Genomic DNA, 22,805 nt, shown 5'->3' on the forward strand with positions numbered 1-22,805 from the left:
TGTGAACGCAGCGGCAGAGGGCTGAGCAATCCTCTGTCGTGTTTTATTCAGGGGACCCACCGGCCCTAAAAAGATGCCCTTTCCTCTGCAAATCTGCTGTGGACGCAAGCTAAGTCCGCCAATTGGAAAGAAATTTTTTACCATCTGAACTTCGCAGGAAGTCTCAACATGCTTGAGAAACTGCGCCAAACCCGCCATCCTGCCTGAAACATCACTCGACTCGTCCGCGCATATCTGATGCCCGGGCGCATTATCTTTAGTTTGAACGAGGCGCCATCATGTCCTTTGCATTTAAAAAGCCCACATACCGCCGCCGCGGATATTTCAGGACAATAGGCGCATCTCTCGCTGTAATCGCATGGTCCATCCTTCCACATTCAGTTATGGCACAGGATCAGTCAGACGCCCCCGCGCCAAAGGTCTCGATCGCGGCGGCCTATACAGAAGAGATTACTGATCAGGCGACGTTTATTGGGCGGGCCGAGGCCATCGACAAGGTCGACATCGTCGCGCGCGTCAGCGGATTTCTGGACAGTCAGAACGTAGATGACGGCGCCCCCGTGTCTAAAGATGACCTGCTGTTCACGATCGAACCAGACCTTTACCAAGCAACTCTGGAGGCGCGCAAAGCTGATCTTGACCGCGCTCAGGCCAACCTTGAACTGGCCAAAGTCGATCTGGCACGTAAGGAAGAACTGTACAAGCGAGACGCCACACCCGAGTCCGAACGTGATATCGCACGTGCCAACGAATTGGTTGCGGAAGCCGAAGTAAAAGCTGCGAATGCGGCCATCCAGCAGGCTGAGCTTGATCTCAGCTACACCCAGATTCACGCGCCATTTTCTGGTCGGATCGGTCGGGTCGAAATTAGTGTTGGCGACGTCGTCGGCCCCAATAATCCGCCCCTCGTCACGCTAGTTAGCGAAGCCCCCATCTACGTGAATTTTTCATTGAACGAGAAACAGTTCACCTCGGTTCTTGAACAAATTGGTGAAGATCCAGCGACCCTGGCAGAAAGCAACAAAAGTCCAAACGTCCATGTGACCTTGCCGAACGGAACCGTACTGGATGAGACAGGCGAAATCATTTTTGTAGATAACCGCATTGACCCGTTGACCGGTGCGATCACCCTCACAGCTCAGTTCGAAAATGCCAAACGTCTGCTTGTCGATGGCGCGTTCGTAAACGTCCAGATCGAAGCGTTGGAGCCAACGCTGCAGGTCTTAATCCCTCAAGCAGCCCTGCAACGTGACCAACGCGGGGAATTCGTATTGGTCGTCAATGACAAACAGATGGTCGAGCAGCGCTACATCACAACCGGAGACCCCGTCGACTCGGCCATTATCGTAACGGATGGTCTGCGTGAGGGCGAAAGTGTGATCGTCGAAGGCCTGCAGCGCGTTCGTCCCGGCGTCGCCGTCGATGCCGTTGTCGCCTCTGAGCAGCCAGGAGAATAACAGATGTTCTCTGCCCTGTTCATCAGCCGGCCCAAGCTGGCGCTTGTAATTTCGCTGGTCCTTACCATTTTGGGCGGGATCGGTTATATGGTCCTGCCGGTTGCGCAATTCCCTGATATCACGCCTCCAGTTGTCAGTGTAACGACCACCTATACCGGCGCGAATGCCGAAACTGTCGAGAACACTGTAGCCGCGCCAATCGAGGCGCAGGTCAACGGCGTGGACGACATGATCTATATGACGTCAACTTCGTCAGATAACGGTTCTTATTCTCTGAATGTAACGTTTGAAGTTGGCACCGATCCCGATATTGCATCGGTCAACGTGCAGAACCGCGTCGCGCAGGCCATGGCCTCGTTGCCGAGCGAAGTGACCTCATCGGGCGTGGTAACCCAAAAAGCGTCAACAAACATGCTGTTGCTGGTCACGCTGACCTCGCCCAATGGCACGTATGACAGTGTGTTTCTTTCGAACTATGCCTCGATCAACCTGAAAGATGCGCTGGCACGCGTTCAGGGCGTAGGTAAGGCGGATGTTCTAACCAACCTGGAATACGCGATGCGGATATGGATGGACCCGGATAAGATGGCCGCGCTGTCGATCGCTCCGGGTGATGTCATAAACGCAATCCGCGAGCAGAATATCGAAGTCTCTGCAGGGTCAATAGGGTCTCCTCCGGTCCCGGAAGGGCAAACCTTTCAATACACGATCAAGACCAAAGGCCGCCTGACCTCTGCTGATGAGTTCGGAGATATCGTTATCCGCACCGGTGATGCAGGCGCGATTGTACGTGTCAAAGACATCGCACGCACAGAACTTGGTGCGCAGTTTTATTCAGCTTCGGGTTACTTTCAAAGCGTTCCAGCAACGGTTATCGGCATCTATCAGGCCCCCGGCGCGAACGCGCTTGCGGTTTCCGAACGTGTTGAAGCCGAGCTAGACCGTCTGTCCCGTGCCTTTCCGTCGGATGTAGAATATGCCGTTCCGTTCAACACGACAGACTTTGTGGAACAATCGCTCAATGACGTGGTGTCAACACTGATCCTGACATTCATACTCGTGATTACGGTGGTGTTCATTTTCCTTGGCAGTTGGCGCGCGACTATTATTCCCGCGGTGGCAATTCCCGTCTCACTGATTGGAACATTCGCTTTCCTTCTGGCATTCGGCATGTCGCTCAACACGATCTCACTATTTGCGCTTGTCCTAGCCATCGGCATCGTGGTGGATGACGCCATTGTCGTAGTTGAAAATGTCGAGCGTATCATCGCGGATGAAGGGCTGACCCCTGCCGAAGCGACGCGCAAGGCGATGGGCCAAATCACTGGTCCGGTGATTGCGACAACCCTGGTTTTGCTGGCAGTATTCGTACCCGTCACTTTTATGCCTGGTATTTCAGGGCGGCTTTATTCTCAGTTCGCGGTCACGATCTCGACCGCTGTCGTGATCTCATCGATCAACGCCCTGACATTGTCTCCGGCCTTGTGTGGGTTGGTTCTAAAGGCACGCTCCGGCCCCCCAACCGGACTGCTGGCTGTGTTCGAAGGGTTCATCGGTACGATGCGCAACGGATATACCGCAATCGTACGAAAATTGCTGATCCTGCCGGTGATTTCACTGGGCATCATCGCGGCCTTCGCTGCCGGTACAGGGTCCATCATGGGCACCACCTCGAAAGGGTTTATTCCGCTTGAGGATAATGGCTATCTGTTTGTCGACATCCAACTGCCCGACGCGGCAACGCTGGAACGCACCGAAACTGTCTCGGCACGTCTGGATGCGCAGATTCAAGAAATCCCCGGTGTCGCGAGCACCGTTCTGGTGAACGGGTTCTCGCTGCTGAACGGCACGACGACAAACGGAGCGGCCATTTTCGTCAACCTCACTAACTGGGAGGAGCGGCAAGAACCTGATCTGGGCGCCGATGCCATTCTGGGCAAGGTTCTGGCGATTGCAAACCAGGAATCCGCAGCGTCGATTGTGGCCTTCAACCCGCCACCCATTCAGGGCTTGGGCATGTCCGCTGGTGTGGAAATGGAGGTACAGCAAACCGGAGGCGGATCGCCGCAGGATCTGGCCTCGGCTGTTGGCTCATATGTTTATGCCGCGAACCAGCGGCCTGAAATCGCACAGGCCTACACCACTTTCCGCGCAAACGTCCCGCAGCTTTTCGTTGATCTGGACCGGGAAAAAGCCAAGACGCTGCAGGTCTCGGTGGCCGAGATCTTCCAGACCATGCAGGCGCAGCTTGGTTCATATTACGTAAACGACTTCAACCTGTTTGGTCGTGTTTACCGCGTCATGATCCAGGCCGAAGGCTCGTACCGGAACAAGGTCGAGGATATCTCGGACCTCTATGTACGTTCCACCAAAGGCGAGATGGTGCCGTTGGGCACATTGATCGACGTCGAGAACGTACTGGGCCCGGTTCTGCTGAAACGGCACAATCTGTTCCGTTCTGCGACTGTGACCGCAGTTCCAGCGGCCGGACTGTCAACCGGTGACGCCATCACCGCTATGACCGAAGAATCGGCGACCGCCCTGCCCCCCGGTTATGCCTATGAATGGACCGGAACGGCGCAGCAGCAACTGGCCTCGGGCGGTCTGGTCGTTGTGATCCTTGGGTTGGCGATCCTGTTTGGGTACCTGTTCCTTGTCGGCCAATATGAAAGTTGGACGATGCCCGTTTCGATCCTGATGTCGGTGACCGTTGCCTTGTTCGGTGCCGTCGCAGCGGTGGCAATCGTGGGCAGCGACATCAACCTCTACACGCAGATCGGGATGATCATGCTGGTCGGGCTTGCGTCAAAGAACGGGATTCTCATCGTCGAATTTGCGATGGAACAAAGGGCCAAGGGGCTGTCCGTCAAAGACGCCGCGGTCGAGGCTGCTTTCCAGCGGTTCCGCGCCGTGATGATGACCGCATTGTCCTTCCTGTTGGGCGTGGTTCCATTGCTGGCAGCGAACGGTGCCGGAGCGGCCAGCCAGAAGGCCATCGGTGTGGCCGTGTTTGGCGGTATGCTTGCTGCGACACTGTTCGGCGTCATTCTGGTTCCCGTCCTTTATGCCGTTATGCAAAGCATGCGAGAGTGGATCAAAGGGAGCAAGAATGATCCAGGACCGTCAGAGGAAACCGCGTAATAACGGCACCAAAACGAAAACGCCCCGCAAAACAGCGGGGCGTTTTTTCGTGTGAAGCGACTGGTTGTTGCGTTACCGATTTGTCATCCAGTCATCGAGCCGATCAATCTGCTCGGGGCTTAGTCGTAGACCCAACTTATTGCGGCGCCATACAACGTCCTCGGCGGTGCGCGCGTATTCCTTGTCCATCAACCAAACAAGTTCGGTCTCGGTCAGCGTCGCCCCAAAATCCTCGCCCAAATCGGTCTGATCTTTGGCCGCCCCCAGAATGTCCCAAGCTTCGGTGCCGTAGGCCCGGACCAGCCTATGCGCCCATGCTCTTGTAAGGAAAGGATAGTCCGTTTGCACCTGCCGAACTAAATCCGGCGCACCATCAACGGGGAAATCTCCTCCGGGCAGCGATACTCCGGCAGTCCACGGCCCTGCAAGATCTGGGAAATACTCTCCGATCTTCTCCAGCGCGCTTTCCGCGAGGCGCCGGTATGTGGTGATTTTGCCGCCAAAGACATTCAGAACCGGAGCGCCGCCTGTGGCATCAACCTTCAGCGTATAGTCTCGGGTCGCTGCGGTGGCACTGCTTGCGCCGTCGTCATAAAGTGGACGCACGCCAGAATAGGTCCAGACGATATCAGCACGAGTCACCGGTTTCTTAAAATACTTCGTGGCAAATGCGCATAAGTACTCCTGCTCGGCCTCGGTGCAAACTGGCCGCTCCGATGGATCAGAATGATCCTGATCTGTGGTGCCAATTAGGGTGAAGTCTTGCTCGTAGGGAATGGCAAAGATGATGCGCCCATCCTCACCCTGAAAGAAGTAGCATTTGTCGTGATCAAACAGCTTGGGCGTCACGATATGACTGCCCCGCACCAACCGGACCCCCTCGCGTGAATTTATGTGGATCTTGGTCTGAATGATATCGCCCACCCACGGGCCACCCGCATTGATCAACATCCTTGCCAGAATTGTCTCAGTCTCACCGCTCTGCTGATCGCGGATCGTGATATGCCACAAGTCATCAACACGCCTGGCCGCAAGAACCTCGGTCCGGACCCTGATCTTCGCGCCCCTTGCTTCAGCGTCTCGGGCGTTCAGAACCACCAGCCGAGAATCTTCGACCCAGCAATCCGAGTATTCGTAGGCTGTTTCGAACTTGTTTTGCAAAGGCGCGCCCTCAGGCACAGAGCGCAGGTTTAACGCGCGCGTTCCCGGCAGAATTTTGCGGCCGCCAAGATTATCGTACAAAAACAAGCCCAACCGGATCAGCCAGGCCGGGCGCCGCCCACGCATCCATGGCATCACCGTACTCAGCAATCGCGAGGTTGGCGTCTCAGAATCAAAACGCATATCGGCGTGATATGGTAGCACAAAACGCATCGGCCAACTGATATGCGGCATCGCGCGCAGCAGCGTTTCCCGCTCGATCAGAGCTTCGCGGACCAAACGGAACTCAAAAAATTCCAAATACCTTAGCCCACCATGGAACAGTTTGGTCGACGCCGAGGATGTGGCAGACGCCAGATCGTTCATCTCTGCCAAAGTGACAGACAATCCCCGCCCCGCAGCGTCCCTTGCAATTCCGCACCCGTTGATGCCGCCACCGATTATGAAAAGATCGGTTACCTGACTGCTGTCTGATGACATATCCAAACGATTCCCCAAAAGTGGCAGTTTCGATGGCATTAGCATCACAACACTTCGTATCGTCAACATAACTTTTCGCAAATGTTCGCTTGCGGTCAAAATTCGCATAATTTTTTAATTACTGCTCAATAAGTCTTGCCAGTTTCAAAAAATAGAACAAAAACGAACTATCCCAAGCGCAGAGCTGAGCTATGTCTTTATCCTTCCGTCAATCAGACATTCTTGAAATCGCCAATGAAGAGGGTCGCGTTACCGTCGACGAACTGGCCGAACGCTTTCAGGTGACGGTTCAGACCATCCGCCGCGACCTGTCCGAGCTATCCGATGCAGGAAAACTGGACAGGGTGCACGGAGGGGCCGTCCTGCGGTCGGGCGTGTCAAATATTGGTTACGAAGACCGGCGTGCCCTGAACCATGAGGCCAAGATTCGCATAGCCGAACGCTGCGCAGCAGATATTCCGGAAGGCAGCTCGATCTTTATGAATATCGGCACCTCGACCGAGGCCGTCGCACGACAGTTGCTCGACCACAAGAATCTGATGGTCGTAACCAACAACATGAACGTGGCCAATATCCTTATAGAGAACCCGGATTGTCAGATTGTCGTTGCAGGTGGTGTTCTGCGTCGAACGGATAGCGGGCTGGTAGGCAATCTGGCAGTTTCAACCATCCGACAATTCAAATTTGATCACGCCATAATTGGATGCTCGGCCTTAGATTTGGACGGAGACTTGATGGATTTTGACCTACAGGAAGTACTGGTCAGCCAAACAATCATTGAACAGGCACGGCAGATCAGCCTCGTCGCTGACAATTCCAAGTTCCGCAGAACCGCACCTGCGCGCATAGCGTCGCTGGCGGATATTGATACGGTTTATACAGATTCTGACTTTCCTGAAACGCTGGCCCGGAAATGCAATGACTGGCAAACGCAAATTATGGAATGCAAATAGCCCTCTACTGCGCCTTTCGGTTGTCTTTGCTTGCCAGACCACAATCCAGATGACAAAGTCGTGATCAATTGCAATTGGCGCAAGGGGGGCGGCAGCGGACCATGATCGCGCTTTTATTTTCGTTACTTACAGTCACAATGGGATTAAATTACTTTGGCCGGACAAGCGCCGGAATGGCACTTTTTCTGATTACTCTGGCGTTGAGCGTCTATTGGCTGAAATTCCACGCCACCAGCACGCTGACCATTCAGTTGTAGGGAGCGATTCAATGACACCTGAACTGTCTCGTACCCTGAATGCCGTTGGCGCGTTTGCTGTCAGCCTCGTACTGGTATTGGCCTACGCCTATCAGTTTTCGCTGAACGAGTTGCCCTGCCCGCTTTGTTTGTTGCAGAGGGTCGGCTTTGTCGCCGTCGGCGTTGGACTTGGGCTGAACCTGCTTTACGGAGCGCGCGCACGTCACTATGCGCTGATGCTGCTTGCCGCACTTTACGGAGGCAGCGTTTCGATCCGTCAAATCCTGCTGCATATCGTACCAGGCACAGGCCACTACGGCTCTCCCGTATTAGGGCTGCACTACTACACCTGGGCCGCCATCTGCTTTTTTCTGGTCCTTCTGGGAACTGCGATCATGCTGATGTTTGACAGGCAATATGTCAGTGACGCTCAACAAGGCCCGCGTTTCGGAGGAAGCGGGATGGCCAAGGCTGCATTTTTTACGTTGTTGGCTCTGGCGGGGCTAAACGCGATCTCGACCCTGATCGAATGCGGCCCAACCATTTGTGCGGACCCGCCGACCAGTTACAAATTGATTGACGAACTGGGCAACAACAACTGAGGATGGCACAACCTTCCCAACAGGAGGCGCGAGCATGGGACTTTTGGGGCAGCCGCTAGGCTACTATGACTATCTGACATTCGTGGGGCTTATTCTGCTGTTGGCAGCGGTGATGGCGTTGTTTCTGTTCCTCATGGGCCTACCCGGACGGATTGCGATCAAACGCAACCACCCGCACGCCGAAGCCGTCAAGATCATGGGATGGATGGGTTTTTTGGCTATTGTCCCGTGGGTGCATGCCTTTATCTGGGCGTTCCATGACGGAGTGACAGTCGACATGCGCCGTGGCCCTGATGAAGAACGCAAAGCGATCCGGGATGAGATCAAGCGTCTGGGCGGCACCGTTAAACCGGAATACCAAGACCCGCTGGACACCGACGAAACCAAGCAAGCCTAACGCCAAAGGAATTCAGCACTCATGTTTGTCGCCCTTGGCATCACGCTGTTCTACATCATTTTTGTCTGGTTCATCTTCTTCAAGATGGAATGGCTGAAATTCAACATCATGTGGGGGATCGTCTCGTTCTGGGTCGGCGCTCATCTGCTGCTGATCTTTTTGGTTGCGCTGCGGTTCTTTCAGCCCTTCTCAGTCGACAGTCACGTCGTGCGGTCCACGATCCAGATCGTACCGCGTCTGACACAGCCCACAATCCTGTCCGAGGTTCTGGTAGAGCCCAACACATGGGTCACGAAGGGAGATCCGCTGTATAAGTTCGACGACACGGTGTTTTCGCTGGCCGTGGACAAGGCAAATGCGCAACTGGTGGCGGCGCAGCAAAACGCAAAAATTCTCGAACAGGACGTCATCGCTGCAAGCGAAGCGGTTGAGCGTGCAAATGCGCAATTGGCGTATGCCCAAACGGAACAGGCGCGTTACGAAAACCTCGTTCCGGCTGGTGGAGCACGTCAGGACGAACTAGACCGCTGGAACGAACAGGTCGCGGAAGATCAGGCTAAAATCAAAGAGGCTCAGGCCAATCTGGAAAAGGCCAACCTCGCGCTGGATTCACAGATCGACGGGGTGAATACCGGCATTTTGGAGGCTGAGGCACAGCTGGCCGAAGCCGAGTATTTTCTGGACAACACAACGATCTATGCCCCCGAAAATGGCATGATCGTTTCACAACAGGCGCGTCCTGGTATGGTCGTGGGGGAAATTCGTCTGGGTGCCATTGCCAGCTTTGTCGCCGAAGAAGACCCCTATATTCTAGCCACCTTCCGCCAGCAGAACCTGAAATTCGTCGAGGTCGGCCAACCGGTAGAAGTTGCGCTGGACCTTTACCCCGGAGAAATTCTAACCGGCAAGGTCGAAGCCGTCTGGTGGGCCACACGTCAAGGCCAATACCTGCCCTCAGGCCGCCTGCCCGGCTTTGAGCTGCCGAAGCTTCCCGGTCGGATCGCTGTTCAAATCTCAGTCGATGTGCCTGAGGGGCACACCTTCCCCGCTGGTGGCCATGCGGCCGTGGCAATCTACACGGGCATGGGTCAAAGTTTTGAGTTTCTGAGGCGCATCAATATCCGCCTCTACTCCTTTGCCAACTTCATCCGGCCGCTGGATATCTGAGGATGCGTAATATGACTCTCCGCCGGTTGTTGGGCACCGCCCTTTGCGCTGCCGCTCTCGCCGCCTGTACGCCGGTGGGGCCTGATTTCGTGCGTCCCAACTCTCCAGTGGTGAAGCAATGGATGGAGGTTAACAACCCCAGCGCGGGTCAAAGCGGCCTGACCTCGCGCAGCGCCCCCGTTGTGCGCTGGTGGGAGACTTTCAACGATCCGACGCTGAACAAACTAATCGCAGAAGCCTATGCGCAAAACCTGACCTTGCAGGTTGCGGGCGCCCGAGTACTTCAGGCTCGTGCGCAACTTGGTATCGCATTTGGAGAGCTGTACCCGCAGTCGCAGGCCGTGGGCGGCTCGCTGCAACGCCGACAGATCAGCGACAACCTTGGGCCGATTTCGGATATCCGGCGTATCATCCCTTTGGACACCGAATTCTCAACCTCGCAAGTGGGTTTTGATGCGCAATGGGAGCTAGACGTTTGGGGCCAACAACGTCGCGGCGTACAGGCCGCACGGTCTAACCTTGCACTACAGGTCGCCAATTATGACGACGCTCTGGTCACGCTTACCGGGGACGTTGCAGCGCTCTATATCAACATCCGCTCCTTGCAGGAGGCTCTGCGCATCGCGCGGGAGAACATCACGATCCAGCAGGAATCGGCAGACCTCACCCAGTTACGATTTAACAACGGCGTGACGACCGAGCTGGATGTGCAGGAATCAACTGCTCTGCTCAACAACACGAAGGCGCTAGTGCCCGAGTTGGAAAGCGATATCCAACAGGCCAAGAACGCGCTGGCAGTTCTTTTGGGCAAAACCCCTTCCCAGATGGCGGGCCTGATTGGAAACTCGGGACGTATTCCGACAGGGCGCAGCAACGTGGCCGTGGGCGTGCCTGCTGAATTGCTACGGCGGCGGCCCGACGTCCGCGCCGCCGAACTTGCGGCAGCCACCCAGTCGGCGCAGGTGGGGATCGCTTTGGCTGATCTCTATCCGCAATTCATCCTGTCTGGGTCGATCGGATTGCAGGCTTCGGGCGGGCGTGATCTGTTCAGCACCAATAGTGCCACAGGATTGGCCAGTGCAGGCGTTGTCTGGAATGTTCTGAACTATGGACGGATCAAGAACAATGTCCGCGCACAGGACGCCGCCTATCAGGCGTTGATCGCAAATTACCAGAACACTGTGCTGACCGCCTATTCAGAGGTTGAAAGTGCGATGGTCGCCTATGCACAGGCGCGCAAACAGGTCACCTTTTATCAGCGTAGCGTTGAAGCATCGCGCAAAGCTGCTGACATAGCTGTTGATCAATACCGCGACGGCATCGCCAGCTACTCCCGTATCTTGAATACACAGACTGCCCTGCTCCGTTCACAAGCAAACTTGATCGAGGCGCGGCAAGAAGTCTCGTCCAATCTGATCGCGATCTACAAAGGTTTGGGTGGCGGCTGGCAGATCCGTCAAAATCAGGAGTTCCTACCCGAGACTGTTCTGGCCGAAATGGCCTATCGCACCGATTGGGGCGATCTGCTTGAGAAAACGCCAACACGCGCCAGCCTGAACTAAACGCTATTTCGTCAACCCGCGCAGGCCACCCGAGATCAGGATGTTAACTTCGTAGAGGATACGTGGCGCCGCCAATCCGCCCGGGCTGGCCAGATAGTTGGGGCTCCATTCCGGATCGAATTTCTGCTTGAAGGCGCGCAGGCCTTCGAAGTGGTAGAACTGCTCGCCATGTTCATAAACGAACCCACCGATCCGATTCCAAAGCGAGGCCAACTGCCGGTTCTCAATCCCTGAGAACGGAGCAGCGCCCAGCGAGAACCAGTGGAATCCCTGCTCGGAACCCCAGACCATCATCTCGGCGAACAGTGCGTCCATGACAAAACTGGGACTGTCGGGTTCGTAACGCATCAGGTCCAGAGACAATTCGGATTTGTTTCCGCCTTGAAATAGGTTGGCGAAAGCCATGATCTTGCCTGTCACATCCCGCAGAACGGCGTGGTCGAAATAGGACAGGTAGGCATCATCAAAGCCGCCCAGTGCAAAACCTTTTTCCTCACCCGCCTTTTGCGCCAACCAGTCGTCCGAGATCTGACGAAGCTCGGGCAACACCGGAGCAAGCTGTTCCTTGGGGATGATTTCAAACTTGTACCCTTCACGTTCAGCCCTGTTCTTGGCCTGCCGGAACCGTTTGCGCGGCTTTCCATCCAGAGAGAAATCCTGCAGCGGCACGCGGGCCACTTCTCCGATCTTCAAAATCGACAGACCGAGGTCCAGGAACGTCGGCAAATACTTGGTCGAGACACTGTAAAAGGCACAAAGCTTGCCTTCGCGATCGGCCATTTCTCGCAATTGCCAGATCAGTTGTTGCCCTGCCTTTTCATCTCCCACCGGCTCACCCTTGGTGATGAGCGCGTTGCCAGTATCGGCATAAGCGAGGAATGCGGTTTCGTCGGGTGAAATCAGGAATTGCTTGTCGCCCGTAAGCGAAATCTGAGACTCGGTGTCTTCGCTTTCCATCACAAGCCGTTCAACGACTTCGGGAATTTCAGTGCGAACCGGAGCCGGAATTTCTCTCCCAAACAGAGAGTTCACCGCCACAATGCCAAGGATCACAGCGACAACAAGGCTTGAGCGTAGGAAACGTGAGGCATCGCCGCTCCAGGCAAAATCCCACCACAAGGCGTTCTCGTATTCAACATGGGAATAAGCGAACAACCCGATCCAGAAAATGACTGCCAGCAATGCAACTACGCTGACCAGCCATGGGATATTCAGCCGAAAGATCGACGCACCACTAACCCGGTAGAAAGCCCCCCGAAACATCGCCAGAAGGCCAATCGTAAACAGCAAGGACAGGGCTTCGTGTGTATCCAGCCCCTTGGCGAGCGAGGCAAAGAAACCAGCCGCCATCAACAACATGGCCACCACCCATGCGCGATAGAGTTTGCGGAATAGTCCACGCGATACCAACAGCAGTAAAACGCCCACTGCGCTGCCTGCGAGGTGTGAGGCCTCGACAAACGACAAAGGTAGCACTGCACGCAGTACGCCAAGGTTTTGGGAACTGGAGGGTAAGGCACCCGAGACCAGCAAGATCACCCCGGCCACTGCCGCAACGCCTGCAGCCACCATCGGGACAATGGGGCGGATTGCGCGATAAACCCAGGTCATCGCGCCCCCGATGCGTCGGCGCTGAGTCATTGCCGATGCGACCGCAATCGACAGGCTGGCAATGGCAAATGGCAAAAAAGTATAGATCAGCCGGTACAGCAGAAGTGCAGCAATGACATCAGACCGGCCCGATGCCCCGAGGCCTGCAATCAGAGTCGCTTCGAACACGCCTATTCCGCCCGGTGCATGGCTGAGGATACCCACCGCGATTGCACCGATATAGACCGCGAAGAAATATGGATAGCCAACACCCAGATCGTCAGGCATCAATACCCATAGCGCCATGGACGCGCCGAACAGATCGCCAACTGCAGCGACTGTCAGCAAGCTGGCCAGCTTACCACCCGGCAGGTTGAACCCGAAGCCGCCATACGCCAATCGCCGCCCACCGCTTGAAAGCCAGACAAACAGAACAATCAGCCCCGCAAGCATGCAGAGACCTATCACAGTTTCCATTGTCTCACTGATCGGCAGGACCTTGGAAATACCGTCAGGATGGATGGTAAGCAGCAGCCCCAGAAGCAGAACCAGCCCCATCCAGAACGCCACCCACGAGGTCGCGATCACCCCCGCAACGCGCCCCAAATCCAGCCCGAGCGAGGCATAGATCCGATATCGGATCGCGGTGCCGGTGATGTAAGAGAATCCAAGGCAATTCGACACCGCGTAACCGCTCGCCCCAGCCATTCCGGCAACGGGCAAAGGCACCTTTCCACCAGCCACACTCTGCACGGCAAGGACATCATAGAATGATAGAGACAGAAAACTAAACGCCGTCCAACACAGCGCGAAGAACATGAACTTTCCAGGCTTCGCCGCGATATCACTTTGGATATCTGACCATTTCACATGTGCAGACAGGTCGTGCAGAACCGCGAGTGCTATTCCGGTGATCAGCAGCGGAACCGCAATCTTGACCAATGGCTTTTCCAGCAACCCTGCTACGCGCTCGGCCAAATTTTCCACGCGCGTCTCATTGGTGCTCGCCTCTGTGGTCATACCGTACGTCCCTGCCCTATGATCTTCAGATCAGTGTTAATTCAAAGCTTTGCACGATTCTCGAATCCGTCAAAGTGGCTTGAACAGCCTGTCACGAACGGCCCTTGCGCGTAGAAAGCAACAGGTTTGTCTCGGACCGCGTGATGCCTTCCATCCGCCTGATCTGGAACAACACTTCATCAAGCTCGTCCAGAGTATCTGTGCCGATCTCGGCTATCAGATCCCAACTGCCATTGGTCGAGTGTACTGCCCGAACTTGCCGCATCGCTGCCAGCCGGGACCGGATCCGCTCGGTCCCGCGACCTTCGATTCCAAGCATCATCAATCCACGTACGGGGCTTTCCGACACACCCTGCCGGGTCACCACAGTGAACCCCACGATTTCGCCAGATTGCTTAAGTCGCTGCAGTCGGCTGCGCACAGTCGTTCGTGTTACGCCAAGCAATTCGGCCAATTCTGACAGCGATGCGCGTGCGTCCCTATGCAGGGCATTCAGCAACCTATTATCCAGTTCGTCCATACTTAATTACCAAATAGAATTTTGTTGATCCAGTTTGATCAATTTGCCCTCTTCTCTCAACTCATATTGTATCGATAGATAGACTTATGAGCAAACAGAACATCATTCTCGCCGGGATTCCGATGGATGCTGGCAAACATCGTCAGGGCTGTCGAATGGGCCCCGACGCCTACCGTGTTGCCGGGCTTGAACAAGCGCTGTCTGACCTGGGCCATACTGTAACCGACATCGGCGATACTCACCCGGATCAGGTAGATGTGCCAGAAGACGCCCATCTGTTCTCGCTTCCGGAATGCGTGGGCTGGACACAGGCGTTGAGCCGGACTGCGAATGAAGTCGCAGAGCAAGGTTTGCCAATCTTCATGGGCGGCGATCACGCGCTGTCGATGGGTACGGTGACAGGGATGGCGGCACACGCGGATGAAATCGGGCGCCCGCTCTTTGTTCTTTGGTTGGATGCACACAGTGATTTTCATACACCGAGCAGCACAGATAGCGGGAATTTACATGGAACACCCGTTGCCTATTTCACCGGTCAACCGGGGTTTGAACCCTTTCCTCCTGTAACCACTCCAATCCCAACCAATCGCGTTGGGATGATAGGATTGCGCTCGGTTGATCCAGCCGAACGCGCGGCGCTGGAAAAGGATGACGCGATGCTGGCCGATATGCGCAGCATCGATGAACACGGCATCAAGACCCCACTTCTGGCCTTTCTCGACAAAGTACGCGAGGCCAACGGCATCCTGCATGTCTCGTTGGATGTGGATTTTCTTGACCCCTCGATCGCACCAGCCGTCGGCACCACTGTCCCCGGCGGTGCCACCGAGCGTGAGGCGCATCTGGTCATGGAACTCCTGCACGAAAGCGGCCTCGTTTGTTCCCTGGACCTTGTCGAGTTGAACCCGTTCCTTGATGAGCGCGGCCGGACCGCAAAACTGATGGTCGATCTCGCGGCCTCGCTGATGGGTCGTCGCATCTTCGATCGCCCAACCCGGAGCTTCTGATGATATCTCTTCAATCGCCTTCGGCTGTAGTGATGGTGCGCCCCCATGCATTCGCGTCGAATCCAGAAACCCGAGACGACAATGCGTTTCAAACGCTGGCAAATCGATCTGCCGCAGCGACTTCAGCTGCTGCGCGGGATGAGCATGACAAAGCAGTAGAACGGCTTCACGCTGCTGGTGTAACCGTTCATGTGTTTGACGATGAAGGTGAGCGCGATACACCCGACAGCGTGTTCCCAAACAACTGGTTTTCGACCCATCCGGGCGGTCATGTCGCCATATATCCGATGTTCGTACCATCGCGCCGACGCGAAAGACGCTCAGATGTGATTGAGATGCTAAAGCATGAATATCGTGTTCAGGACATCATCGATTATTCCGGCTTCGAACAGGACGACCTCGCGCTTGAGGGTACGGGCGCAATGGTTCTGGATCACGTGGGCCGTATTGCCTACACCGTTCGATCCAACCGCGCTGATCCGGTGTTGTTGGAACGTTTCTGTACGCATTTCAACTATGAGCCGATCGCGTTCGATGCAAAGGATGCCGAAGGACGCGATGTCTATCACACCAATGTTCTGATGGGGATCGGGACGCACTACGCGCTGATCTGTTTGGACATGATTTCCGACCCAGAACGTCGGGCAACAGTTCGGGCACGGCTTGAGGAGTCTGGTCGTACTGTCATCGATCTGTCTCATGAACAGATCGCAGATTTTGCAGGAAACGCGATTGAGCTTAGCGGCAACGATGGTCTGGTTTTGGCGCTGTCCAGCCGTGCGCTAATGGCTCTTACGCCCGCTCAAGTCGCGGTTATCGAAGCCAGCGCAACTCCGCTGCCGCTCTCGGTTCCCACAATTGAAACAGCCGGTGGATCCGTACGTTGTATGATCGCTGGTATCCATCTTTCCCGCCGATAGGAGTCTTTGATGCAACCCTCTGATAAGGCCCTCGTGCCGTTTGTATCCGTCGACAACATGATGCGTCTGGTTCACCACGTCGGGGTCGAACAGATGATCACACAGATTGCTGCGCAGATCGAAGCTGATTTCAAACGCTGGGAGAGTTTTGATAAAACGCCCCGCATCCCGGCTCACTCACCACACGGCGTAATCGAACTGATGCCAACCTCGGATGGTGAGGCTTACGGGTTCAAATACGTAAACGGTCACCCCAAGAACACGTCTGAGGGCCTGCAAACCGTGACAGCGTTTGGCCTGCTGGCTGATGTTTATACCGGCTACCCGACATTATTGACCGAAATGACTATGCTGACCGCTCTGCGGACGGCAGCAACTTCGGCGCTGGTTGGCAATTACCTCGCACCCAAATCGGCGACGACGATGGCGATGATCGGAAACGGAGCGCAATCCGAGTTCCAGTGTCTCGCATTCAAAGCCATGTGCGGGATCGATACTGTCCGGCTCTACGACACCGATACGAACGCGACGGCGAAATGTGCTGCCAATCTGCAGGGCAAAGGGCTGACGGTCGTGCCCTGTAAAACGCCGGAGGACGCAATCGAAGGCGCTCAGATCATAACGACCTGCACCGCTGACAAGAAATACGCTACCATCCTGACAGACAATATGGTCGGCCCCGGCGTCCACATCAACGCGATTGGCGGCGATTGCCCCGGCAAAACCGAACTGCACCGCGATATCCTTCTGCGCTCGGATATCTTTGTAGAATACCCCGAGCAAACGCGGATCGAAGGTGAAATACAGGCTCTGGAGGATGATCACCCGGTCACCGAGATGTGGGAAGTGATGACCGGACAGGCCAAAGGCCGCACCGACGATCGACAGATCACGTTGTTTGACAGTGTAGGTTTCGCAATCGAAGATTTTTCGGCACTACGATACATCAAAAGTGCAATTGAAGGCACTGATTTCTATGAAGCATTGGATATGCTCGCAGACCCTGACGACCCAAGGGACTTGTTTGGGATGTTGATGCGGGCAGGATAAAGAACCCGCACATCAATAACTGTGCCCCGGCCTTTGGCCGGGGCTTTTTCTTATCCGGCCAGCGATGGTAAGTATAGAACGATCCCCGGAAAAGCCACCAGCAGCGCGATGGTCAGAGCATCTGCAATGAAGAAAGGCGTCACCCCCTTGAACACATCCTGAACACTAAGGTCAGGCCGCACCCCGGCAACGACAAAGCAATTCAGGCCAATGGGTGGTGTGATCAGGCAGAACTCGGCCATTTTCACCACAAGAATACCAAACCAGATCGCACACATCGGCCCGGACATGCCAAAGGCGCTGTCTGCGGCGCTAACGGCCTCGCCCCCATTCAGGGCCATAACGGCGGGATACACGACAGGCAGTGTCAATAGCAGCATGCCGATTGCATCCATGAACATGCCCAGCACTGCATAGGCCAGCAGGATGCAGATCAGGATCAGCATCGGCGACATCTCGAGCGAGGTGATCCAGTCGGAAAACGCTCCGGGCAGATCAGCGAATCCCAAAAAGCGGACATAAATCAGAACGCCCCAGATGATCGCAAAGATCATGGCGGTCAGTTTGGCGGTTTCAAGCAAGGCCGACTTGAACTCTGGCCAGCGCATCCCATGGATCAGGGCAAAGCAGAACACGATGAAGGCCCCGATGGCTCCTCCCTCAGTTGGGGTGCCCCAGGCCTTGTCGCCAAACGGGTTATAGACGAAGCAGATGATGATGAGGATCACTGCCACGATGGGCAACGCGCCGGGAAGCGCCGCAAATCGTTGTTTCCAGGTAAATCCTGTCACAGGCGGCCCGACGGATTTGAAAATCACGGCGATGCCAACGATCAACAACCCATAAATCACCGCCGAGAACGCACCGGGAATAAAACCCGCAAGCAACAGTTTTCCCACGTCCTGCTCGACAATTATGGCGTAGATCACAAGGATCGCAGACGGCGGAATAAGAGAAGCCAAGGTCCCACCAGCGGCGACCACCCCGGCGGCGAAACGTTTGTTATACCCTACGGACAGCATCTCGGGGATGGCGATGCGCGCAAAGACAGCTGATGTGGCGACCGAGGCACCTGAGACCGCTGCAAAACCGGCGGTCGCAAAGATTGTTGAAACGGCCAAACCGCCAGGCACCCAAGCCACCCAGCGTTTTGCCGCCTCAAACAAGGCGCGGGTCAGGCCAGCGTAATAAGCAAGATAGCCAATCAGTATGAATGTTGGGATCAGGCTGAGTGTATGCGATGCCACCTTAGAGTGCGGCACCTGCCCGGCTGTTTTGACTGCGACCGTCAGCGCTTTGCCAAATCGCCCAGGATCATACCCAAATTTGGCCCAGAATATCCAAATAAGGCCAATCAAGCCTGCCAAACCAGCGGCGAATGCCACCCGCATGCCCGTGACGACCAGGATCAGCAGACCGGCAGTGACCCAAAGGCCGATATCAATCGTATCCATGGGTCAGTTACGTCCTTCGAATTGTTCGGCCTCGGCTGCAGCCTGTGCAGCGGCATCCTGTATCAACGGGACGGCAACCGGGGTTTCGAGCCCCAGCAAGAACGCGCGTCCATAGCCCCAGACCTGCAGGACCAGCCGAGCACAAAGAACCGAAAAAGCAACGGGCGCCAGCAGCTTGGCTGGCCAAATAGGAATCCCGATGTCAATCGAGCTGTCTCGGCTCCACATCGGGGCGCCAAAATCAAAGGAGCGGTCGAAATGGGACCAACTGCCCCAAACCAGCGCCAGCATCAGCAGTAGGATCAACAGGACCGAGATCAGTTCGAACAACCACAACGCCCGCCCTTTCAGGCGCGAGATCACGATATCCATTCGAATGTGCCCGCCATCGCGTTGCACAAACGAAATGCCCAGAAATGCGATCAGGGGCATCGCCTGTTCGATCCAGTCAACATAGCCGGGCAACGGCGCGTTCAAGGCGTTTCGGCCGCTGACTGACACAACAGCCAGCACCATCAGTCCGAAGACCGCAAATCCACTGATCAGCGCCATAAAGCGCTCCAGTCGCAACAATCGATGATCCAGCCGACTTAGAAGACTGCCATCCTCAAGCACCGTGGCATGTCCTGCCATCTCCGCAATCCTTTGATTGAAGGAAAGGCCGGGTGCCCAATGACACCCGGCGAAGGGCGATTAGTTACCGCCGCGTTGCTGTTGCAGTGTTGCCTGCACCAGATCGTAGAGATCCTGCGCTGGCAGACCCTGAGCCGTCATGTCTTCGATCCATTTTGCGCGGATTGGATCGGCGGCCTTGGCGCGGAACTCTTCAAGAACTGCGCCGTCAATCTCGACCTTTTCAACGCCCTTTTCTTCCAGAACGCCGTCCCACTTTTCAAGCAGTCCACCGTAGTTGGCCAAATAATGTGCGATCGCCTCATCAATCGAGCTATCAAGCGCCTCACGGTGTTCCGCTGGCAGGGCTTCATAGGCGTCTATATTTACCACAACTGGGCAATTCACGGTTCCCGGATTGAGGTTAGCCGTCCACCAGTCGGCTTCGTTGATGGTTCCAAACGACAGATGCGCATGCTGAGCGAAGGCCACTGTATCGACCACGCCCGATTCCATCGCATTGTAAGCTTCTGTCGCGGGCACGGACGTAGGTACTCCGCCAACCGCTTCAAATGCTTGCCCCAATCCACCGGTGGCACGAACACGCATCCCGTCGAATTCGGCAAGTTCATCACGAGGGTCACCGGTGCCAACAAGGTTATATTGAGGCATCGGCGAGGTCATGATGATACGCGCGTTCCATTGCGCCATCTCATCCTTGACCGCCGGGTGATCATAAACCGCGTGGCTGACGGCCACTTCTTCATCCAGCGTGTTCACACCCAGGAAGGGCAGTTCCAGAACAGTGATCGTGCGGTTCTTGTCGCGGTGGTAGCCCGCGCAAAACTGCGCCATCTCAAACGCACCAATCTCGATCCCATCCAGATTTTCCTTGGGCTTCGACAGGCCACCATAGCTGACATTGATGGTGAAATCGCCGCCGGTTTTCTCGTTCACCAGTTCAGCCAGTTTTTCAACATGTTCGGTAAAAGCACGACGTTTACCCCAGACCGAGGCATTCCATTCGGTCGCGGCTGCCTCGGTGACAAACGCCACGCTCAGGGCGGCAAAGGCCGCACCACTCAGTATCTTATTCATTGTGATCTCTCCCATAGATGCGCCCCCTATCGAGGCGCTTGAAAGAGAAGCTAGCGCCTAGTCTGGAATCTGCCAACCCCTGCTTGGATAAGCGGTGTTACCGCCATCAATTCAGCTCAACAAAATGGGGCTATATACTAATATTCTAGAACCGATCCGGTGAGCTTTTTGTACGTTACAGTCATATTATTGTTATTATTTAATAATTACTGGTAATTTCATATTTGTTTACAAGTATCACGATTATTCTGAAACTTATTTACAAAGAAGTTCAAGGATTATCGTAATTTATTTATTTCTTTTCTGATCTCCGTATTATTCGACTCGGGGAGGAAATGGATCGACATTGTCTGATCGGCTGGCAATATCGGTCCCATGCAATCCAGTCCAGAGGGAGGAGCCTCAAAAATGACCACCGCTGCCCAGGCAGATGCCAAGACATATCCGCCATCCGCAGAAACCGTCGCCCGTGCGCATGTCGACGCCGACAAATACGCAGATATGTATGCTGCGTCGATCAATAACCCTGAGGCGTTTTGGGATGAGCAAGGCAAGCGCGTTGACTGGATCAAGCCCTATACTCAGGTCAAAGACGTCAGCTATGAATTTGGTTCGGTTGGCATAAATTGGTATGCGGACGGTACGCTGAACGTCTCAGCCAACTGCTTGGACCGTCATTTGAAGACGCGTGGCGATCAGACGGCCATTATCTGGGAGCCAGATGATCCAAACGACACGGCTCAGTATATTACATATGCCGAACTGCACCGTCGCACCTGCCGGATGGCCAACATCCTTGAGTCGATGGGTGTACGCAAAGGCGACCGCGTTGTCATCTATCTGCCAATGATCCCCGAAGCAGCTTACGCGATGCTGGCTTGTGCACGGATCGGAGCGATTCATTCGATTGTATTTGCCGGATTTTCACCCGACGCGTTGGCGGCACGTATCAACGGTTGCGACGCCAAAGTCGTCATCACTGCCGATGAGGCGCCCCGTGGTGGCCGCAAGACCCCGCTGAAGTCGAACGCAGACGCTGCATTGCTGCACTGTAAGGACACCGTAAAATGCTTGGTCGTTAAACGCACTGGCGGGCAAACCACGTGGATTGACGGTCGTGACTACGATTACAACGAAATGGCGCTTGAGGCGGACGACTATTGTGCACCCGCTGAGATGAACGCGGAAGACCCGCTGTTCATCCTCTATACCTCCGGTTCGACAGGTCAGCCCAAGGGCGTTGTTCATACGACCGGCGGCTACTTGGTCTATGCGGCCATGACGCATGAGATCACGTTCGATTATCACGAAGGCGACATTTACTGGTGCACGGCGGATGTGGGCTGGGTCACTGGGCACAGCTATATCGTCTATGGCCCATTGGCCAACGGCGCGACCACGCTGATGTTCGAAGGTGTGCCAACCTATCCGGATGCTTCGCGCTTCTGGCAGGTGTGCGAGAAGCACAAGGTGAACCAATTCTACACCGCACCCACAGCGCTGCGCGCTCTGATGGGGCAAGGCAACGAGTGGGTCGAGAAGTGCGACTTGAGCGACCTACGCACGTTGGGCACGGTCGGCGAGCCGATCAATCCGGAGGCCTGGAACTGGTATAACGAAGTGGTTGGCGGTGGACGTTGCCCGATCGTTGACACTTGGTGGCAGACCGAAACCGGTGGCCATCTGATGACCCCCCTACCCGGGGCTCATGCGATGAAGCCCGGTTCGGCGATGAAGCCCTTCTTTGGCATTCAACCTGTGGTTCTGGACCCTCAGTCCGGTGTTGAGATCGAAGGCAATGGTGTCGAAGGCGTTCTGTGCATCAAGGACAGCTGGCCCGGTCAGATGCGCACCGTTTGGGGCGATCATGAGCGGTTCGAAAAAACCTATTTCTCGGATTACAAAGGCTACTACTTCACAGGCGACGGCTGCCGTCGCGATGAGGATGGCGATTACTGGATCACCGGCCGCGTCGATGATGTGATCAACGTCTCGGGTCACCGGATGGGTACTGCCGAAGTGGAAAGCGCACTGGTGGCACATGCCGCCGTGGCCGAGGCCGCCGTTGTCGGATATCCACATGAAATCAAAGGACAAGGCATCTATTGCTATGTCACATTGATGAATGATCGCGAGCCTTCGGATGATCTACTGAAGGAATTGCGCACTTGGGTCCGGACCGAGATCGGCCCGATCGCCAGCCCGGATGTGATCCAGTGGGCTCCTGGCCTGCCTAAGACCCGCTCGGGCAAGATCATGCGCCGCATCCTGCGCAAGATTGCCGAGAACGATTTTGGCTCGCTTGGGGATACTTCCACACTGGCCGATCCTTCGGTGGTCGAAGACCTGATCGAAAACCGCGCGAACAAGTGAGGATG

The 22,805-nt window shown here is 55.5% G+C and carries 18 protein-coding genes; 12 read left to right on the plus strand and 6 right to left on the minus strand.

The genetic code is table 11. The features are described from left to right. Positions 1-278 precede the first annotated feature (278 nt). On the plus strand, positions 279-1,457 hold the full coding sequence (locus ACR3EJ_RS14225) for an efflux RND transporter periplasmic adaptor subunit (protein WP_170539230.1): 1,179 nt from the start codon (positions 279-281) through the stop codon (positions 1,455-1,457). 3 nt (positions 1,458-1,460) lie between these two features. Beyond that, a complete protein-coding gene (locus ACR3EJ_RS14230; protein ID WP_170539227.1) occupies positions 1,461-4,598 on the plus strand; it encodes an efflux RND transporter permease subunit in 3,138 nt (1,045 codons plus the stop codon). Between the two features lie 72 nt (positions 4,599-4,670). Here ACR3EJ_RS14230 and glpD read toward each other — a convergent pair whose 3' ends face one another. Then, positions 4,671-6,239 (minus strand): glycerol-3-phosphate dehydrogenase, encoded by a 1,569-nt coding sequence (glpD, locus tag ACR3EJ_RS14235; protein ID WP_170540381.1) that lies wholly within the window; start codon positions 6,237-6,239, stop codon positions 4,671-4,673. A gap of 191 nt (positions 6,240-6,430) precedes the next feature. Here glpD and ACR3EJ_RS14240 point away from each other — a divergent pair, with 191 nt between their 5' ends. The 6 genes from ACR3EJ_RS14240 (at position 6,431) to ACR3EJ_RS14265 (ending at position 11,156) form a co-directional block, all read left to right on the plus strand. Further along, positions 6,431-7,192 carry a DeoR/GlpR family DNA-binding transcription regulator gene (locus ACR3EJ_RS14240; RefSeq protein ID WP_170539225.1) on the plus strand — a complete coding sequence of 254 codons (762 nt, stop codon included), beginning with the start codon at positions 6,431-6,433 and terminating at the stop codon, positions 7,190-7,192. A gap of 101 nt (positions 7,193-7,293) precedes the next feature. Next, positions 7,294-7,449 (plus strand): DUF5993 family protein, encoded by a 156-nt coding sequence (locus tag ACR3EJ_RS14245; RefSeq protein ID WP_170539223.1) that lies wholly within the window; start codon positions 7,294-7,296, stop codon positions 7,447-7,449. A gap of 11 nt (positions 7,450-7,460) precedes the next feature. Further along, positions 7,461-8,030 carry a disulfide bond formation protein B gene (locus tag ACR3EJ_RS14250; protein WP_170539221.1) on the plus strand — a complete coding sequence of 190 codons (570 nt, stop codon included), beginning with the start codon at positions 7,461-7,463 and terminating at the stop codon, positions 8,028-8,030. 34 nt (positions 8,031-8,064) lie between these two features. After that, a complete protein-coding gene (locus tag ACR3EJ_RS14255; protein ID WP_170539219.1) occupies positions 8,065-8,427 on the plus strand; it encodes a DUF3302 domain-containing protein in 363 nt (120 codons plus the stop codon). 21 nt (positions 8,428-8,448) lie between these two features. Next, the gene (locus ACR3EJ_RS14260) at positions 8,449-9,594 is read left to right on the plus strand and encodes an HlyD family secretion protein (RefSeq protein ID WP_170539217.1); all 1,146 of its coding nucleotides are present in this window, start codon (positions 8,449-8,451) and stop codon (positions 9,592-9,594) included. A gap of 11 nt (positions 9,595-9,605) precedes the next feature. After that, the gene (locus ACR3EJ_RS14265; RefSeq protein WP_480423015.1) at positions 9,606-11,156 is read left to right on the plus strand and encodes an efflux transporter outer membrane subunit; all 1,551 of its coding nucleotides are present in this window, start codon (positions 9,606-9,608) and stop codon (positions 11,154-11,156) included. Between the two features lie 3 nt (positions 11,157-11,159). Here the strand turns inward: ACR3EJ_RS14265 and mprF are convergent, their stop codons facing one another. After that, entirely contained in the window at positions 11,160-13,766 is a 2,607-nt protein-coding gene (gene mprF / locus ACR3EJ_RS14270; protein ID WP_170539213.1) for a bifunctional lysylphosphatidylglycerol flippase/synthetase MprF, read from the minus strand. A gap of 91 nt (positions 13,767-13,857) precedes the next feature. After that, positions 13,858-14,286, minus strand: coding sequence for an Lrp/AsnC family transcriptional regulator (locus ACR3EJ_RS14275; protein ID WP_010439529.1), 429 nt, complete (start codon positions 14,284-14,286; stop codon positions 13,858-13,860). A gap of 86 nt (positions 14,287-14,372) precedes the next feature. On the opposite strand from ACR3EJ_RS14275, the gene rocF reads away from it, so the two are divergent. The 3 genes from rocF to ACR3EJ_RS14290 are packed head-to-tail and all read left to right on the plus strand — an operon-like array spanning position 14,373 to position 17,263. Beyond that, entirely contained in the window at positions 14,373-15,293 is a 921-nt protein-coding gene (rocF, locus tag ACR3EJ_RS14280; RefSeq protein WP_170539211.1) for an arginase, read from the plus strand. Continuing rightward, positions 15,293-16,213: a citrulline utilization hydrolase CtlX gene (gene ctlX / locus ACR3EJ_RS14285; RefSeq protein WP_170539209.1), complete on the plus strand. Its 921-nt coding sequence runs from the start codon at positions 15,293-15,295 to the stop codon at positions 16,211-16,213. The genes rocF and ctlX overlap by 1 nt, the downstream gene beginning before the upstream one ends. Positions 16,214-16,219: 6 nt before the next feature. Next, positions 16,220-17,263 carry an ornithine cyclodeaminase gene (locus ACR3EJ_RS14290; protein WP_170539207.1) on the plus strand — a complete coding sequence of 348 codons (1,044 nt, stop codon included), beginning with the start codon at positions 16,220-16,222 and terminating at the stop codon, positions 17,261-17,263. A gap of 50 nt (positions 17,264-17,313) precedes the next feature. Here the strand turns inward: ACR3EJ_RS14290 and ACR3EJ_RS14295 are convergent, their stop codons facing one another. The 3 genes from ACR3EJ_RS14295 to ACR3EJ_RS14305 are packed head-to-tail and all read right to left on the minus strand — an operon-like array spanning position 17,314 to position 20,427. Continuing rightward, positions 17,314-18,717, minus strand: coding sequence for a TRAP transporter large permease (locus ACR3EJ_RS14295; protein ID WP_010439523.1), 1,404 nt, complete (start codon positions 18,715-18,717; stop codon positions 17,314-17,316). A gap of 3 nt (positions 18,718-18,720) precedes the next feature. Next, the gene (locus ACR3EJ_RS14300; protein ID WP_170539205.1) at positions 18,721-19,350 is read right to left on the minus strand and encodes a TRAP transporter small permease subunit; all 630 of its coding nucleotides are present in this window, start codon (positions 19,348-19,350) and stop codon (positions 18,721-18,723) included. A 60-nt stretch (positions 19,351-19,410) separates the two neighbouring features. Next, a complete protein-coding gene (locus tag ACR3EJ_RS14305) occupies positions 19,411-20,427 on the minus strand; it encodes a C4-dicarboxylate TRAP transporter substrate-binding protein (RefSeq protein ID WP_170539203.1) in 1,017 nt (338 codons plus the stop codon). Between the two features lie 408 nt (positions 20,428-20,835). On the opposite strand from ACR3EJ_RS14305, the gene acs reads away from it, so the two are divergent. Then, positions 20,836-22,800: an acetate--CoA ligase gene (acs, locus tag ACR3EJ_RS14310; RefSeq protein WP_170539201.1), complete on the plus strand. Its 1,965-nt coding sequence runs from the start codon at positions 20,836-20,838 to the stop codon at positions 22,798-22,800. Positions 22,801-22,805 lie beyond the last annotated feature (5 nt).

This window comes from Ruegeria sp. AB11 (genome assembly GCF_056536325.1).

Coding starts and splice junctions, on each gene's coding strand:
- ACR3EJ_RS14225 (WP_170539230.1), top strand. CDS start 279: ATGTCCTTTGCATTTAAAAAGCCCACATACCGCCGCCGCGGATATTTC.
- ACR3EJ_RS14230 (WP_170539227.1), top strand. CDS start 1,461: ATGTTCTCTGCCCTGTTCATCAGCCGGCCCAAGCTGGCGCTTGTAATT.
- glpD (WP_170540381.1), bottom strand. CDS start 6,239: ATGTCATCAGACAGCAGTCAGGTAACCGATCTTTTCATAATCGGTGGC.
- ACR3EJ_RS14240 (WP_170539225.1), top strand. CDS start 6,431: ATGTCTTTATCCTTCCGTCAATCAGACATTCTTGAAATCGCCAATGAA.
- ACR3EJ_RS14245 (WP_170539223.1), top strand. CDS start 7,294: ATGATCGCGCTTTTATTTTCGTTACTTACAGTCACAATGGGATTAAAT.
- ACR3EJ_RS14250 (WP_170539221.1), top strand. CDS start 7,461: ATGACACCTGAACTGTCTCGTACCCTGAATGCCGTTGGCGCGTTTGCT.
- ACR3EJ_RS14255 (WP_170539219.1), top strand. CDS start 8,065: ATGGGACTTTTGGGGCAGCCGCTAGGCTACTATGACTATCTGACATTC.
- ACR3EJ_RS14260 (WP_170539217.1), top strand. CDS start 8,449: ATGTTTGTCGCCCTTGGCATCACGCTGTTCTACATCATTTTTGTCTGG.
- ACR3EJ_RS14265 (WP_480423015.1), top strand. CDS start 9,606: ATGACTCTCCGCCGGTTGTTGGGCACCGCCCTTTGCGCTGCCGCTCTC.
- mprF (WP_170539213.1), bottom strand. CDS start 13,766: ATGACCACAGAGGCGAGCACCAATGAGACGCGCGTGGAAAATTTGGCC.
- ACR3EJ_RS14275 (WP_010439529.1), bottom strand. CDS start 14,286: ATGGACGAACTGGATAATAGGTTGCTGAATGCCCTGCATAGGGACGCA.
- rocF (WP_170539211.1), top strand. CDS start 14,373: ATGAGCAAACAGAACATCATTCTCGCCGGGATTCCGATGGATGCTGGC.
- ctlX (WP_170539209.1), top strand. CDS start 15,293: ATGATATCTCTTCAATCGCCTTCGGCTGTAGTGATGGTGCGCCCCCAT.
- ACR3EJ_RS14295 (WP_010439523.1), bottom strand. CDS start 18,717: ATGGATACGATTGATATCGGCCTTTGGGTCACTGCCGGTCTGCTGATC.
- ACR3EJ_RS14300 (WP_170539205.1), bottom strand. CDS start 19,350: ATGGCAGGACATGCCACGGTGCTTGAGGATGGCAGTCTTCTAAGTCGG.
- ACR3EJ_RS14305 (WP_170539203.1), bottom strand. CDS start 20,427: ATGAATAAGATACTGAGTGGTGCGGCCTTTGCCGCCCTGAGCGTGGCG.
- acs (WP_170539201.1), top strand. CDS start 20,836: ATGACCACCGCTGCCCAGGCAGATGCCAAGACATATCCGCCATCCGCA.